At 61.6% G+C, this 13,823-nt stretch carries 13 protein-coding genes; 8 read left to right on the top strand and 5 right to left on the bottom strand.

Annotated elements, in window-relative coordinates; all coding sequences use genetic code 11:
- The first annotated feature begins 23 nt into the window (after positions 1–23).
- The 7 genes from CUV01_RS15295 to CUV01_RS15265 all read left to right on the top strand — a co-directional run bounded on the left by CUV01_RS15295 (position 24) and on the right by CUV01_RS15265 (position 5,414).
- A complete protein-coding gene (locus CUV01_RS15295) occupies positions 24–812 on the top strand; it encodes a VOC family protein (RefSeq protein WP_101461224.1) in 789 nt (262 codons plus the stop codon).
- On the top strand, positions 809–1,468 hold the full coding sequence (locus CUV01_RS15290) for a glutathione S-transferase family protein (protein WP_101461223.1): 660 nt from the start codon (positions 809–811) through the stop codon (positions 1,466–1,468). The genes CUV01_RS15295 and CUV01_RS15290 overlap by 4 nt, the downstream gene beginning before the upstream one ends.
- Positions 1,465–1,947, top strand: a complete 483-nt coding sequence (locus tag CUV01_RS15285) for a VOC family protein (protein WP_101461222.1) — start codon at positions 1,465–1,467, stop codon at positions 1,945–1,947. Before CUV01_RS15290 ends, CUV01_RS15285 begins: the two co-directional genes overlap by 4 nt.
- 11 nt (positions 1,948–1,958) lie before the next feature.
- The gene (locus CUV01_RS15280; RefSeq protein ID WP_101461221.1) at positions 1,959–2,783 is read left to right on the top strand and encodes an alpha/beta fold hydrolase; all 825 of its coding nucleotides are present in this window, start codon (positions 1,959–1,961) and stop codon (positions 2,781–2,783) included.
- Entirely contained in the window at positions 2,780–3,439 is a 660-nt protein-coding gene (locus CUV01_RS15275) for a YceI family protein (RefSeq protein ID WP_232962294.1), read from the top strand. The genes CUV01_RS15280 and CUV01_RS15275 overlap by 4 nt, the downstream gene beginning before the upstream one ends.
- Before the next feature lie 21 nt (positions 3,440–3,460).
- Positions 3,461–3,763: a DUF6958 family protein gene (locus CUV01_RS15270; protein WP_101462149.1), complete on the top strand. Its 303-nt coding sequence runs from the start codon at positions 3,461–3,463 to the stop codon at positions 3,761–3,763.
- Between the two features lie 91 nt (positions 3,764–3,854).
- Complete coding sequence (locus tag CUV01_RS15265; protein ID WP_101461220.1) at positions 3,855–5,414, top strand: phage tail sheath family protein; 1,560 nt, start codon at positions 3,855–3,857, stop codon at positions 5,412–5,414.
- Here CUV01_RS15265 and CUV01_RS15260 read toward each other — a convergent pair.
- The 4 genes from CUV01_RS15260 to CUV01_RS15245 form a co-directional block, all read right to left on the bottom strand.
- On the bottom strand, positions 5,411–5,923 hold the full coding sequence (locus tag CUV01_RS15260; protein WP_101462148.1) for a DUF2087 domain-containing protein: 513 nt from the start codon (positions 5,921–5,923) through the stop codon (positions 5,411–5,413). The two genes, CUV01_RS15265 and CUV01_RS15260, sit on opposite strands and share 4 nt — an antisense overlap.
- Before the next feature lie 187 nt (positions 5,924–6,110).
- Positions 6,111–7,499, bottom strand: coding sequence for a TRAP transporter large permease (locus tag CUV01_RS15255; protein ID WP_101461219.1), 1,389 nt, complete (start codon positions 7,497–7,499; stop codon positions 6,111–6,113).
- A 3-nt stretch (positions 7,500–7,502) separates the two neighbouring features.
- A complete protein-coding gene (locus CUV01_RS15250) occupies positions 7,503–8,183 on the bottom strand; it encodes a TRAP transporter small permease (RefSeq protein ID WP_101461218.1) in 681 nt (226 codons plus the stop codon).
- A gap of 63 nt (positions 8,184–8,246) precedes the next feature.
- Positions 8,247–9,242 (bottom strand): DctP family TRAP transporter solute-binding subunit, encoded by a 996-nt coding sequence (locus CUV01_RS15245; protein WP_101461217.1) that lies wholly within the window; start codon positions 9,240–9,242, stop codon positions 8,247–8,249.
- 208 nt (positions 9,243–9,450) lie between these two features.
- Here CUV01_RS15245 and CUV01_RS15240 point away from each other — a divergent pair, with 208 nt between their 5' ends.
- Positions 9,451–12,543: a valine--tRNA ligase gene (locus CUV01_RS15240; RefSeq protein ID WP_101461216.1), complete on the top strand. Its 3,093-nt coding sequence runs from the start codon at positions 9,451–9,453 to the stop codon at positions 12,541–12,543.
- Positions 12,544–12,638: 95 nt separating this feature from the next.
- Here the strand turns inward: CUV01_RS15240 and CUV01_RS15235 are convergent, their stop codons facing one another.
- The gene (locus tag CUV01_RS15235) at positions 12,639–13,739 is read right to left on the bottom strand and encodes a pyridoxal phosphate-dependent aminotransferase (protein ID WP_101461215.1); all 1,101 of its coding nucleotides are present in this window, start codon (positions 13,737–13,739) and stop codon (positions 12,639–12,641) included.
- Between the last annotated feature and the right edge of the window lie 84 nt (positions 13,740–13,823).

Here is a 13,823-nt window from a genome sequence, read left to right as displayed (position 1 = left end):
ATCCAACCGCGAAGGAGAACGACATGGCTAAGCAACATGGCAGCCCCTGCTGGTACGAATTGGCGACAGGCAAAGGACAGCTTGCCCATGCGGGCACATTCTACACCAAGGTTCTGGGCTGGGAAGTCGACGATTCCGGCATGCCCGACTTTACCTATCATCTGGCGAAATCAGATGGCGACATGGTCGCCGGGCTGATGGAGATGCCCGATGATGTATGCGGCATGCCGCCCTTATGGATGGTCTATTTCGTCGTCGATGACGCCGACAAGGCCGTGGCTGATATCAAGGCGGCGGGCGGTCAGGTGCATCGCGATGTGCAGGTGATCCCCAATACCGGCCGCTTCGCCTTGCTGGCCGATCCGCAGGGCGCAGGTTTTTGCATCCTTGAACCCGAACCGATGCCCGATGACGGGCAAGGCAACGCGTTTGATCAGGACAAGACCGGGCACGGCAACTGGCACGAGTTGATGTCGACCGATCCCGCTGCCGGGTTCGATTTTTATTCCAAGATCTTCGGCTGGCAGAAATCAGAGGCCATGGATATGGGTGAGATGGGTACATACCAGCTGTTTTCCCATGATGGCGCGGATATCGGCGGGATGATGGGCCTGGGCAATTCGCCCGTGCCAACGTGGCTGGCCTATTTCGGCGTGAACGGCGTTGAACCGGCCATTACCCGCATCAAGGATGGCGGCGGCACGGTGCATCACGGCCCGGTCGAGGTTCCCGGCGGCGCCTTCATCGCCATCGCCCAGGACCCGCAAGGCGCGTGGTTCGCCGTGGTCGGTCCGAAGGAAACCACAGCATGAGCCGTGATCCCGTCACCATCGTCACCTATGATTGGGTGCCGGAATTCCCGCGCGGCTATGTCCGCGACATGCGCCCGCGCTGGACGGCGGAAGAGGCTGGCATTCCCTACAAGATCGAAACCGTGCCGCTGAACGACAAAACGCCCGGACATCTGGCAATCCAGCCCTTTCATCAGGTGCCTATCCTGAAAGATGGCGATCTGACCCTGTTCGAAAGCGGTGCGATGGCGCTGCATCTGGCCGACGGGCAACCGGAGCTGATGCCCGAAGACCGCACCGGCCGGGCGCGGGTCAACCAATGGGTCATTGCCGCGCTGAACAGTGTCGAACTGCCCGTCATGGCCTGGATCATCGCCGCTGCCTTTGACAAGGACGACAGGGCCGCGGCCAACGCCAATGACCGTCTGCAACCGCGCCTTGCACAGCTTGCCGATGTGCTCGATGGCAAGGACTGGCTGCTGGGCGACCGCTTTTCGGTTGCCGATATCATCATGGTCGAGGTGCTGCGCCCTGCCGCCGATGAGGGCGCTTTGGCCGATCATCCGGTGCTGCTGGATTACATCGCGCGGGCCAAGGCGCGCCCGGCGTTTCAACGCGCCCATGCTGACCAGATGGCGCATTGGCAGGCCGCAGAAGCAGAAAGGACAAACGCATGAGCAACGCAACCGATCCGCGTATCCGCACCTGCCTGTGGATGGAAAAGGATGGAGAGACGGCGGCGCAGTTCTACACCTCGCTGATCCCCGGCAGCGCCATGCAGGATCAGGATCGCTTCAAGGGGGGCGACACCCCGGCAATGGTGGTCAATTTCCACCTCGGCGGCACGCCCTACATGATCCTGAATGGCGGGCCGCATTTCACGCTGTCGCCTGCGGCATCGATCATGGTCCTGACCGACGATCAGGCCGAAACCGACCGGCTGTGGGATGCGCTGACGGCCGATGGCGGGCAGGAAAGCCAATGCGGCTGGCTGATCGACCCTTGGGGCCTGTCATGGCAGATCACCCCGCGCGAAGTGATGCAGATGAATTTTTCCGATGATCCGGAGGCATCCGAACGCGCAAGGCAAGCCATGTATCAGATGAAGAAACTGGACATCGCCGTGATGCGCGCGGCGTTCGAGGGCAAGACGTGAGGGTGGTGGCAATGATGGCGATGGCTTTCGCCGCGCCAGCTTCGGCCGACACGGCGCGCGTTGATGGACATGAGGTCTATTACGAAATCCACGGCGAACTGGCGCCGGGTGCGCTGCCCATCCTGCTGCTGCATGGCGGCGCGATGCATATCCAATCGACCTTCGGCACGATGATCCCGGAACTGGCCGCTGACCATCCGGTGATCGGGGTCGAACAGCAGGGCCACGGCCATACGCCCCTGAACGACGCCCCGATCACGCTGGCCAGCATGCGCAGCGATACGCTTGGCGTGCTGGACGCGCTTGGCGTGGATAAGGCGCATGTCGTTGGCTTTTCGGCGGGCGGCATGTTGGGGCTCGAACTGGCGGTAAACGCGCCCGACCGCGTCGCCAGCCTGACGGCCATTTCGGCCAGCCAGAACCTCGACGGCTTTCTGCCGGAATTTGCGCAGATGAACCGCGATCCCAGCTTTCAACTGCCGCCCGACATGGCCGCGCTGATGCCGACCGAGCAGGAATTCACCCAGATGCGGGAAGATGTTGCGCAGATGAACCCCGGCGGGGCCGAGGCCGCCGAGCAGATGTTTGCCAAGATGGGTGCCTTCATCGGCAGCGATTGGGGTTGGAGCGACGACCAGCTTGCCGCCATCACCGCGCCCGCGCAGATCCTTCAAGGCGATACCGACTTTATCCGCCGCGACCATGCGCTGCATCTGGCAGCCACCATCCCCGGCGCGTGGCTGGGCATCCTGCCTGACACCACCCATGGCAGTATCACCACACATCCGGCCCTGCCCGGCATGATCCTGCACCGTATCGAAACAAAGGACGAATGATGCTTTACCGCGTGATCCTTGCCGCCGCGCTGGCGGCCTCGCCCGTGCTTGCCGAAAACCAGCAAACCGACGCCGAGACTATCGCACCGGCAGACGTGCCACGCGGCCAGTCCGATTATCACGCAGCCGCTGCCGGGCAGTACCGGATGGACCCGTTGCACACGGCGGTTCTGGTGCGCGTGCCGCATATGAATTTCTCGATCAGCGTGCTGCGATTCAACGAGGTCGCCGCCACGCTGGACTGGAACCCCGACAGCCCCGCCACCAGCCAACTGGATGCCACCGTGCAGATGGAATCGATCAGCACACCAGCGCCGGGCTTTGCCGATTTCCTTTACGGCGCCGACTATCTGAACACCGCCCAGTTCCCCGAGGCGACGTTCAGATCGACCGACTTTGCCGCCGAGAGCGATACGGCGGGCACCGTCACCGGCGATCTGACGATCATGGGCCAGACCAATCCCGCGACCTTCGATGTCACGTTGGTCGGCGCAGGGCGCGGCTATGCGGGTGATGAAGCGGGCAATCCCTTTATCACCGATCTGATCGGCATGACGGCGGTGACCACCATTGACCCGCAGGCCTACGGTCTTAACGCATTCTTCACCGACCCGATCGATATCCAGATCGACGGCGAATTCGGCGTCCATCCCTGATTGCAAACGAATGGAGACACCATGTCCGACGATGACAAGATCGAGGTCGAGAACGTCAACAGTCCTCATCACAAGACCCGCGTCAATCGCGCGAAATATCAGACGATGCGGCAGGCGCTGATGCAGGTCCTGCCCGATGAGGCACCCGGCATGAAGGTGCCCGACGCCAAGACCGCCCTGCTGCCGCATCTGGATCAGGCGCTGTTTCCGGGCGGCGACAAGGCCGGCTGGTGGCTGAAATGCGTGCAGCTGGATCTTGAGGCCAAGGGCATCATTGCGCGCGCCGACAAGCCCCCGGTGCGGCTGTTCAGGCTGCCCGGCTGATACGCCTCGGCAGCGGCAAGCGCGGAAAACCAATGCTTGACAAGGACATGCGTGGTGGCGCGTCCTGACCCTAGCATCAGGGGGCCGCGACATGAGCTACAAGACACCGGGCGTCTATATCGTCGAAAGGTCTGCGTTTCCGAATTCCGTGGTACAGGTCCCGACGGCAGTTCCGGCCTTTATCGGCCATACGGAAACGGCGCTGAACGGGTCCGATACGCTGCGCAATATCCCCACCAGGATCACGTCCCTTTTCGAATTCCAGACGTATTTCGGCGGCCCGCCCAAGCCAGTATTCAAGCTGACGCCCTTTGCGCCGCGACTGGATGAGCCGCCCTATCAGCGCGGCGCGGACACCTCTTTGCCTGCCGAATTGCCGCCTGCGGTATTTGATGTGCAGGAACCCGACGGACCCCAAAGCTATGAGTTGACGCAGACCAACGAGGGCTATGCGCTGTCCGCCGCCATGGCGCTGTTTTTCGCGAATGTGGGCGGTGCCTGCTATGTCACCTCTATCGGCAGCTATGACGAACCGATCCAGCCGGACGCGATGCTGAATGCGCTGACCCGGCTGGAAGACGAAGCAGAGCCGACCATGGTCGTCATTCCCGAAACAACGCGGCTCAGCCGCGATGGCTCGGCCAATGTGCATCAGCAGATGATCCGCCATTGCGGCGCGGTGATGAAAAGCCGGATGGCCATCCTGGACATCCATGGCGGCTATCTGCCCCGAGACAGCCCGCGCGGCGATCCCGTCGCCTGTTTCCGTGACGATTGCGGGAACCGGGACCTGTCCTACGCGGCAGCCTACTATCCCTGGCTGCACAGCACGGTCCATGATGACAGCCAGTTCACCTATATGAACCTCGAAGGTGAAAGCCGGGCGCAGCTGATGACCCTGCTGCTTGGCGAGGTCCAAGGCCATCAGGATCGCATCGATGAATTGCTGAATATCGCGCCAGACATTCTGAGCGAGGATCAGACTGCGGAGACGACCACAACGCTGTCGAATACCTTGCGCGCCATCGCGCCGCTTTACGTCAAAGTCCTTGGCTGCATGGCCCGGTATATGAATTCCCTTCCGCCCGCTGCCGCAATCGCCGGGGCGATCACGTCGGTCGATAATTCGCGCGGCGTGTGGAAGGCACCTGCCAATGTCAGCCTTGCGTCGGTTGCCGCCCCGATGGTGGTCATCGATAGCGAACAGCAGCAGGATCTGAACGTGCCGATCAGTGGCAAAGCAGTGAACGCCATCCGTCCCTTTACCGGTGAAGGCACGTTGATCTGGGGCGCGCGGACACTGGACGGAAACAGTCTGGACTGGCGCTATATCAACATTCGCCGCATGATGATCATGATCGAGGAATCCGTCCGCCTTGCCATCGAGGCTTATGTGTTCGAGCCGAACGACGCCAACACATGGGTCGCCGTCCGGTCAATGATCGAGAACTTTCTGTCGTCCCTCTGGAGACAAGGCGAGTTGCAAGGCGCGAAACTCGAAGACGCGTTTTCCGTCCGCGTAGGGCTGGGTCAGACAATGACGTCAAGCGATATCATCGAGGGGCGGATGATCGTCGAGATTGCCGCAGCGCCCGTCCGCCCCGCCGAATTCATCGTCATCCGCCAGAGCCTGCAGATGCAGGAATCCTAGGTCACGCGGGAACGCAGATCGGCGCGGATCATCGCCAGCGCCTCGGGTGGCGGAGCCTGCTCAACCCGGCGATACCAACTGCCATCGGTGGCGCGGGTCATCAGCCTGTGGTCAATCAGGGACCGGCGCAACAGCACATGGTCACCAAACAGATGCCAGTCTTTCAAGGCGTCGCTGATCTCGGCTTCGCGATAATCGCGTCCCGGCAACAGCCCGGCCCAGAACCGCCACAGGCACAGCGCCTGCAACCTGGTCTGCGCGGGCCATGATGTCAGTCGACCCTGATCGTCGAAATAGCGCAGCGCGCGCGCAACCGCCTTGGACAGGGCGGGCGGTGAAGCATCGGCCCGCAACTGCTGATAATTGCGAAACCCGGCAGCACGGGCGATCAGCCCCAGCATGACCTGATGGCCGGGCGGATTGGCGCCCTGCCCGGTCAGATCATCCCGCAGCGTGCGGGCAAAGGCGGAGAGGTCAGCGATATAGAGTGCGTTCAGATCACGCGACATGGTGGCATCCTTCAAATACCGCGCAAACCCCGATCTGGGTGCAGATGGTCGCCCTTGTCAGCGCGCGGAAAGGAATGCGGCGGATCGTCTGTCTGGCAGGTTCAGCTTGGCCAAATGGCCGGCGACGCCTCGGTGAACTGCGGACCGTGGCGACAGGATAGCGCCGCCACGGTCCGATCACAACGCCTTAACGGACAATCACCTCAGGGCCCATCATCAGCGTCGGCAGCCATGTCGACAGGATCGGCACATAGGTGATCAGGATCAGGAACACGAACAGCACCGCCAGGAACGGCAGCGCCGCGCGCACCACGCGCATCATCGACATGCCCGCCACGCCAGAGGTCACGAACAGGTTCAGACCGACCGGCGGGGTGATCATGCCGATTTCCATATTGACCACCATGATGATGCCCAGATGGATCGGGTCGACGCCAAGCTCGATGGCGATGGGAAAGACCAGCGGCGCGACGATCAGGATCAGGCCCGACGGTTCCATGAACTGACCGCCGATCAGCAGGATGATATTGACGATGATCAGGAACATGATCTTGCCAAAACCCGCATCCAGCATCGCCCCGGCGATATGCTGCGGGATCTGTTCGTCGGTCAGGACGTGTTTCAGGATCAGCGCATTGGCGATGATGAACATCAGCGTAATGGTCAGCTTGCCCGCGTCATAAAGAACATCGCGGGTGCCGGGATGGAAAAAACCGGTGATCAGCGCCTGCGGTTTTTGCCACAGCGGAATGCGCCGGTCGCCATCCTTCAGCGGCCCCATGTCGCGATAGATGAAGATCGCGACGATGAACGCCCAGACAGAGGCGACGGCGGCGGCCTCGGTCGGTGTAAAGATCGCCTTGGTGACGCCCGGAATGCCGTAAAGGCCGACCATGATGATGACGATCAGCATCAGCCCCCAGAAGGCATCGCGAAAACTGGCCCAGATTTCGCCCCAGCCCAGCCATTCCCCGCGGGGCATGTTCTTCCAGATGGCGATGCCGAGGATGGTGACCATCAACATCCCGCCCGCCAACAGCCCCGGAATGACGCCGGCAAGGAACATCCGCCCGACCGAGACATCGGTGGCGCTGGCATAGACGACCATGACGATGGATGGCGGGATCAGAATCCCCAGCGTCCCTGCGTTACAGATAACGCCTGCTGCGAAATCCTTGGTATAGCCCACCTGCCGCATCGCGGCGATGACGATCGAGCCGATGGCAACCACTGTGGCCGGCGACGACCCCGACAGCGCCGCGAACATCATGCAGGCGAACACGCCCGCGATGGCCAGCCCGCCGGGCAGATGACCCACGCAGGCGATGGAAAAGCGGATGATCCGCTGCGCGACGCCGCCGGTGGACATGAAACTGGATGCAAGAATGAAAAAGGGAATGGCCAGCAGCGTCGCGTGGCCCTCCATCGCGTTATACAGCGTCTGCGCAATCGAGGCGAGCGAGGTGTCGGAAAACCACAGCAGGAACAGCGTCGAGGACAGGCCAAGCGAGACGGCAATCGGCACGCCAAGCAGCATCAGCCCGATGATCAGGAAAAACAGTAACGCCACATCCATGGGTTAATCCTCGATATTCATGTGGCGGACATCTTCGACCGCTTCTTCGGCCTCATGGCTGACGATCAGGGCATCGCGTTTGCCGATCCAGATCATCCAGACGGCCTGCAACAACCTGAACAGCAGCAAGGCAACGCCGACAGGCAGGATCACATAAGGCACCATGCGCGGCAGTTTTTCATAAGCCTCGCCCTGATTGAACGCATCGCCCATCCAGGCCAGAAAACCCGGCATCGGGATCTGCTCGGTCTCGTAAAAGGCGCGGTCGCGGGTCTCGATGAAACCGGTGGGGAACCAGCGTCCACTGGTCTGTTGAAAGCCGGCAAAGGGTGCCCAGTAATCCCACGCCCCCTTCAGCAAAAGCAAGGCATACAGGATACACAGCGCCCCCGCCGTCAGGGCCAGCACCTTGCGCGCTCTGGGCGGCAGGATGTTGATCACCGCATCCACGCCAAGATGCGCATTGATCTTGACCGCGTGGCTGACGCCCAGCAGCACCAGCCAGGCAAAAAGCGCCAGCACCAGCTCCAGCCCCCAGATCAGCGACGTCTGAAAGACGTATCGCATGACCACGTTGACGAAGGTGATAACGGTCATCAGGCCAAGGATAATGGCGATGGTGTTTTCTTCGAAGCTGTTCACGAAACGGCCCACCCGACCGCTTGGCTCATAGTGACGGCTCATCGCAACTGTCCCCCGATGCGCGAAAAGACCCGCCCCCTATGCAGGGGCGGGCCTGTATCGGTGTCAGTGGTTTTCGTTGATCACTTGCGCGGCGTCGATATTGTCCTGCCCGACGCCTTCGGCGAACTGATCCCAGACCGGGCGCATCGCATCGACCCATGCCTGACGCTGCGTATCGTCAAGCTCGCGGATCTCGCCACCGGCATCGACGATCGCCTGACGGGCCTCCATGTCGACATCGTTGACCGCGCCGTTCCGCTCGGTCGTGACCTCGTTCAGGATGGTCAGCATCTGGTCCTTGACCTCGGGATCCAGGCTGTCCAGCCAGTCGGTCGAAGCAACGACCAGATAGTCCAGCACACCATGGTTGGTTTCCGTGGTGCCGTCCTGGACCTCGTAGAATTTCTGGCCATAGATGTTTGACCAGGCGTTCTCTTGTCCGTCAACAACGCCGGTCTGCAACGCGCCGTAGACCTCGGCAAATGCCATGGGCTGCGCGGACGCTCCGATCGCCTCCATCTGGGCGATGATCACGTCACTGGGCTGCACGCGGAATTTCAGCCCCTTGGCATCATCAGGGGTCAGCAGCGGCTTGTTGGCCGACAACTGCTTCATACCATTGTGCCAGAATTCCAGCCCCAGCAGGCCGCGACGTTCCATGCTGGATTTCATCTCCTGTCCGGCATCGGACGCCTGGAATTCATCCACGGCGGCGATGTTCTTGAACATGAAGGGCAGATCGAAAATCTGGAAAACCTTGGTGAAGGTTTCAAACTTCGACAGCGAAGGCGCGCCCAACTGCACGTCGCCCTGCAACATGGCCTCCAACAGCGCGTCGTCGTCATAAAGGGTCGAGTTCGGATAAACCTCGACACACATCTTGCCGTTCATTTCTTCGTTCACGCGGTCAGCGAACAACTGTGCGGCAATTCCCTTGGGGTGCTTGTCGCTATTGGTGACGTGGCTGAATTTGACCACGGTTTCGCCATCCTCGCAGGATGCCATTGCCGTACCGGCCATCATCGCCAGCCCGCAGGCAGCGGTCAGAAACATCTTCATAAAATATCCTCCCATTGGTCATCTACCGGTTCGTATCAGACCGGCTTGATCGTGCCGTTACTCTCGCCAGTCGGTTTCGTCATGGCAAGCGATAATTGTATGAGAAACCTGTCAGCAAACTGTCACCAAGGCCCTGCCCGTCAGCCGGCCCTTGGCCTTTCGCCCCGGCTTCGATAAGCCCTGTGCAACAAAAATCGGGATCACGACGATGAGCATGGACAAAAGCTTTGACGCCGCCACCGCCGAAGCGCGGATCGCGGCGCAATGGGATCAGACCAATGCCTTTGCGGCAGGGGCGAATGCCTCACGCAAGGAAACCTTTACCGTGATGATCCCGCCGCCCAACGTGACGGGCAGCCTGCATATCGGCCACGCCTTCAACAACACCTTGCAGGATATTCTGGTCCGCTGGCACCGGATGCGCGGGTTCGACACGCTGTGGCAGCCCGGTCAGGACCATGCGGGCATCGCCACACAGATGGTGGTCGAACGCCAGATGGCCGAACGTCAGGAACCCAATCGCCGCGAGATCGGGCGCGATGCCTTTGTCGAAAAGATCTGGGAATGGAAGCAGGAATCCGGCGACACGATCATGGGGCAGTTGCGGCGCCTTGGCGCCTCGCTGGACTGGTCGCGCAATGCCTTCACCATGTCGGGCGCCCCCGGCGCCCCTGCGGGTGAAGAGGGTAATTTCCACGACGCGGTGATCCGCGTTTTCGTCGACCTCTACAACAAGGGCATCATCTATCGCGGCAAGCGGCTGGTGAACTGGGACCCCCATTTCGAAACCGCCATCAGCGACCTTGAGGTCGAGAACCGCGAAGTGCCCGGCCATATGTGGCATTTCAAATACCCGCTGGCCGGTGGCGCCACCTATGAATACGTGGAACGCGACGAAGACGGCAACGTCACCCTGCGCGAAACCCGCGACTATATCAGCATCGCCACGACGCGGCCCGAAACCATGCTGGGCGACGGCGCGGTTGCGGTGCATCCGGGTGATGCGCGCTATGCCCCCATCGTCGGCCAGCTGTGCGAAATTCCGGTCGGGCCCAAGGAACATCGCCGCCTGATCCCGATCATCACCGACGAGTATCCCGACCCCGATTTCGGCTCGGGCGCGGTGAAGATCACCGGCGCGCATGACTTCAACGATTACGGCGTCGCCACCCGCAACGGCATCCCGCTATACGCGCTGATGGACACCAAGGGCGCGATGCGCGAGGACGGGCTGTCCTATGAGGACAGCGCCGCCATCGCCAGTCGCGCCGCCAATGGCGAGGATGTGGGCGATGTGTCAAACGTCAACCTCGTCCCCGAGGACCTGCGCGGTCTGGACCGGTTCGAGGCGCGCCAGCAGGTGATCAACCAGATCACCGCCGAAAAACTGGCCGTCACCTATCTGCACAAGGAAATCGATAAGGAAACCAACGCCGAACATCTCGAACTGCGCCCGCTGATCGACGCCAAGCCAATCACCCAGCCCTTCGGCGACCGGTCCGGCGTGGTGATCGAGCCGATGCTGACCGACCAATGGTTCGTTGATACCGGGCGCATCGTCGGTCCGGCGCTCGACGCTGTCCGCGATGGCCGCACGCAGATTTTGCCGGAACAGCACAAGAAGGTCTATTTCAACTGGCTGGAGAATATCGAGCCATGGACCATCAGCCGCCAGCTTTGGTGGGGGCATCAGATTCCGGTTTGGTATGGGCTGGATCTGAGCATCGACGGTTTCAAGGATGACGAAGGCAACGGCGCGCTGGACGAGGTCGAAATCTTTGAATTGCTGGTGGACGGACTTGTCCATCGCGGACGGATTCAGCACGCTGCGGCGAATTTTGAAGGTGTGATCGAACAGTTCCGCGATTCCATCGCCGGGTTGCCACAGCCGTTGGAGGTCTCTCGTATCGTCGAGGTTCCCGATCGCGAAACCGCCATCGACACCTTCGCGCAATCGCTGGCCGACTACAATCTGACGCAAGACCCGACCAGGCTGGTCTATCCGGTTTGGCGCGACCCCGACGTTCTGGACACCTGGTTCTCCTCCGGCCTCTGGCCCATCGGCACGCTAGGCTGGCCCGAACCGACCGAGGAAATGCAGAAATATTTCCCGACCGATGTGCTGATAACCGGCTTTGACATCATCTTTTTCTGGGTCGCCCGGATGATGATGATGCAATTGGAAGTCGTCAAGGACGTGCCCTTCCACACCGTCTATGTCCACGGGCTGGTGCGCGACGAAAAGGGCGCGAAGATGTCCAAGTCCAAGGGCAACGTCATCGACCCGCTGACCCTGATCGACGATTTCGGCGCGGATGCGCTGCGATTCACGCTGACCAGCATGGCCGCGATGGGCCGCGACCCGAAACTGGGGCCGAAACATGTCGAGGCGAACCGCAATTTCGTCACCAAGATCTGGAACGCCACCCGTTTCGCCGAAATGAACGGCGTGCGCGGCGGGGCTGCACGCCCCACCCCCAGCCACACCGTCAACCGCTGGATCATTGGCGAGGTCGCGCGCATCCGTCAATCGACCGATGAGGCGCTGGAAACATACCGCTTCAACGACGCCGCCACCGGGCTTTACGCCTTTGTCTGGGGCAAGGTCTGCGACTGGTATGTGGAATTCGCCAAGCCATTGTTCGACGGGGAACATGCCGATGAAACCCGCGCCACGATGGGGTGGGTGCTGGACCAGTGCTATCTGATGCTGCACCCGATCATGCCCTTCGTGACCGAGGAATTATGGGCGCTGACCGGCGAGCGGACCAGGATGCTGGTTCATGGCGACTGGCCCGCCTATGGCGCGGAGCTGATCGACGCCGATGCCGACCGCCAGATGAACTGGGTGATTTCGCTGATCGAAGCCATCCGTTCGGCCCGCGCGCAAATGGGCGTGCCCGCCGGTGCGAAACTGGACCTGATCGTGACAGAGGCCGATGATGCGGCCCGCGCGGCACTGGCCCCCAACGCGCCCCTGATCGAACGGCTGGCCCGCGTGAATACCCCGCAAGACGGCGCAGCCGCCAAGGGCATGATCGCGGTCGGCGCGCAAGGCGCCAGCTTTGCCCTGCCCATCGGCGATGTGATCGACATCACCGCGGAAACGGCACGGCTCGACAAATCCGCCGCCAAGGCAGCGAAAGATGCCGATGGATTGCGCAAGCGCCTTGCCAACCCGAAATTCACCGCAAATGCAGAGGCCGAAGTGATCGAGGAAACCCGCGAAAAGCTGGCCGCACTCGATGATGATATCGCAAGGCTGCAAACGGCACTGGATCAACTGGCCAGGATGGGCTGATCCAAAGCCCAACCTTTCTTCTTCACACAAATATCCTGCAGGGGGGTCTGGGGGGCTGCACAAGCCCCCCAGCCGTCGCGGGACGCAATAGCTGCCTAGAACTCGCTCAGAACCTGCGGCAGCCCTTCCGCGAACAGGTCCAGTTCGATCTCTGGCGCACATGACACGCGGATGCAGCGATCAAGGGGCGCGACGCCCGGCATGCGGATAAAGACGCCCCTTTCGGCCAACCCCTGCACGATGGCGCGCGCATGCGACCCATCGCGCCCGGTATCGACCGCCACGAAATTCGTGGCAGAGGGCAGCGCAGTCATGCCGCATTCGCCGGCAATCGCGGCAATGCGATTCCGCGCGGCGGCAACCCGCCCCTGCACCTGCACCAACCAATCCTGATCACCCAGTGCTGCCAGCGCGCCAGCCTGCGCGACACGGTTCACGCCGAAATGGTTGCGAATACGCTCGAACCCCGCGATCAGATCAGGGTGGCCGATCACATAACCGATCCGCGCGCCCGCCATGCCGTAGGCCTTGGAAAAGGTCCGAAATCGCAGCACACGCGGATCATCGTGTGAAATTGCCGGCACGGCACTGTCGGGTGCAAATTCGACGTAAGCCTCATCCAGAAGCAGCAGGCTATCGGGCGGCAATTCGTCCAGCATCGCGGCAATCACATCGCCCTCGTGCCAACTGCCCATCGGATTATCGGGGTTTGCGATATAGGTCAGGCGGGCACCAACCTCGCGCGCCATGGCGGTCAGGGCAGCGGGATCCTCGGCGTCATTGCGGTAAGGCACCTTGTGCAGCACCCCGCCAAAGCCCGCGACATGGTAATTGAAGGTCGGATAGGCCCCATCAGAGGTCACGACCGCATCGCCCGGTGCCAGCATCAGCCGCGCGGTCAGCCCCAAGAGCCCGTCAATGCCCTCGCCCACCAGGATATGCGCGGGCGTCACGCGGTGATGGGCTGCCAGAGCATGGACCAGATCATGACTGGTGCTGTCCCCATATTTCCAGACCTCGCCTGCGGCCTGCGCCATGGCCTCGATCGCCTTGGGCGACGGACCAAAGCCGTTCTCATTGGCACCAAGCCGGGCCGGAAACGCCGCGCCGCGCTGACGTTCCAGCGTCTCGGGGCCGACAAAGGGCACGGTGGCCGGCAGGCTTGCGGGCAGCGGGGCAAAATGGGGCAATCTCATGGCCGCAAATGAAGTATGAAATGCGCCACAACGCAAGCCCCCCCAATCACGCGCATGACCCTGTCGCTGCTGCGTTCGGCGGAT

The sequence above is a fragment of the Paracoccus tegillarcae genome (genome assembly GCF_002847305.1).
In the GTDB taxonomy this organism is placed as follows: domain Bacteria; phylum Pseudomonadota; class Alphaproteobacteria; order Rhodobacterales; family Rhodobacteraceae; genus Paracoccus; species Paracoccus tegillarcae.
This window is presented reverse-complemented; position numbering and strand designations above follow the sequence as displayed.

Bases quoted from the DNA above. Each gene is read 5' to 3' on its own strand.
- CUV01_RS15250 (WP_101461218.1), bottom strand. From the start codon at position 8,183: ATGAGCCGTCACTATGAGCCAAGCGGTCGGGTGGGCCGTTTCGTGAAC.
- CUV01_RS15255 (WP_101461219.1), bottom strand. From the start codon at position 7,499: ATGGATGTGGCGTTACTGTTTTTCCTGATCATCGGGCTGATGCTGCTT.
- CUV01_RS15295 (WP_101461224.1), top strand. From the start codon at position 24: ATGGCTAAGCAACATGGCAGCCCCTGCTGGTACGAATTGGCGACAGGC.
- CUV01_RS15290 (WP_101461223.1), top strand. From the start codon at position 809: ATGAGCCGTGATCCCGTCACCATCGTCACCTATGATTGGGTGCCGGAA.
- CUV01_RS15240 (WP_101461216.1), top strand. From the start codon at position 9,451: ATGAGCATGGACAAAAGCTTTGACGCCGCCACCGCCGAAGCGCGGATC.
- CUV01_RS15280 (WP_101461221.1), top strand. From the start codon at position 1,959: ATGATGGCGATGGCTTTCGCCGCGCCAGCTTCGGCCGACACGGCGCGC.
- CUV01_RS15260 (WP_101462148.1), bottom strand. From the start codon at position 5,923: ATGTCGCGTGATCTGAACGCACTCTATATCGCTGACCTCTCCGCCTTT.
- CUV01_RS15235 (WP_101461215.1), bottom strand. From the start codon at position 13,739: ATGAGATTGCCCCATTTTGCCCCGCTGCCCGCAAGCCTGCCGGCCACC.
- CUV01_RS15270 (WP_101462149.1), top strand. From the start codon at position 3,461: ATGTCCGACGATGACAAGATCGAGGTCGAGAACGTCAACAGTCCTCAT.
- CUV01_RS15275 (WP_232962294.1), top strand. From the start codon at position 2,780: ATGATGCTTTACCGCGTGATCCTTGCCGCCGCGCTGGCGGCCTCGCCC.
- CUV01_RS15285 (WP_101461222.1), top strand. From the start codon at position 1,465: ATGAGCAACGCAACCGATCCGCGTATCCGCACCTGCCTGTGGATGGAA.
- CUV01_RS15245 (WP_101461217.1), bottom strand. From the start codon at position 9,242: ATGAAGATGTTTCTGACCGCTGCCTGCGGGCTGGCGATGATGGCCGGT.
- CUV01_RS15265 (WP_101461220.1), top strand. From the start codon at position 3,855: ATGAGCTACAAGACACCGGGCGTCTATATCGTCGAAAGGTCTGCGTTT.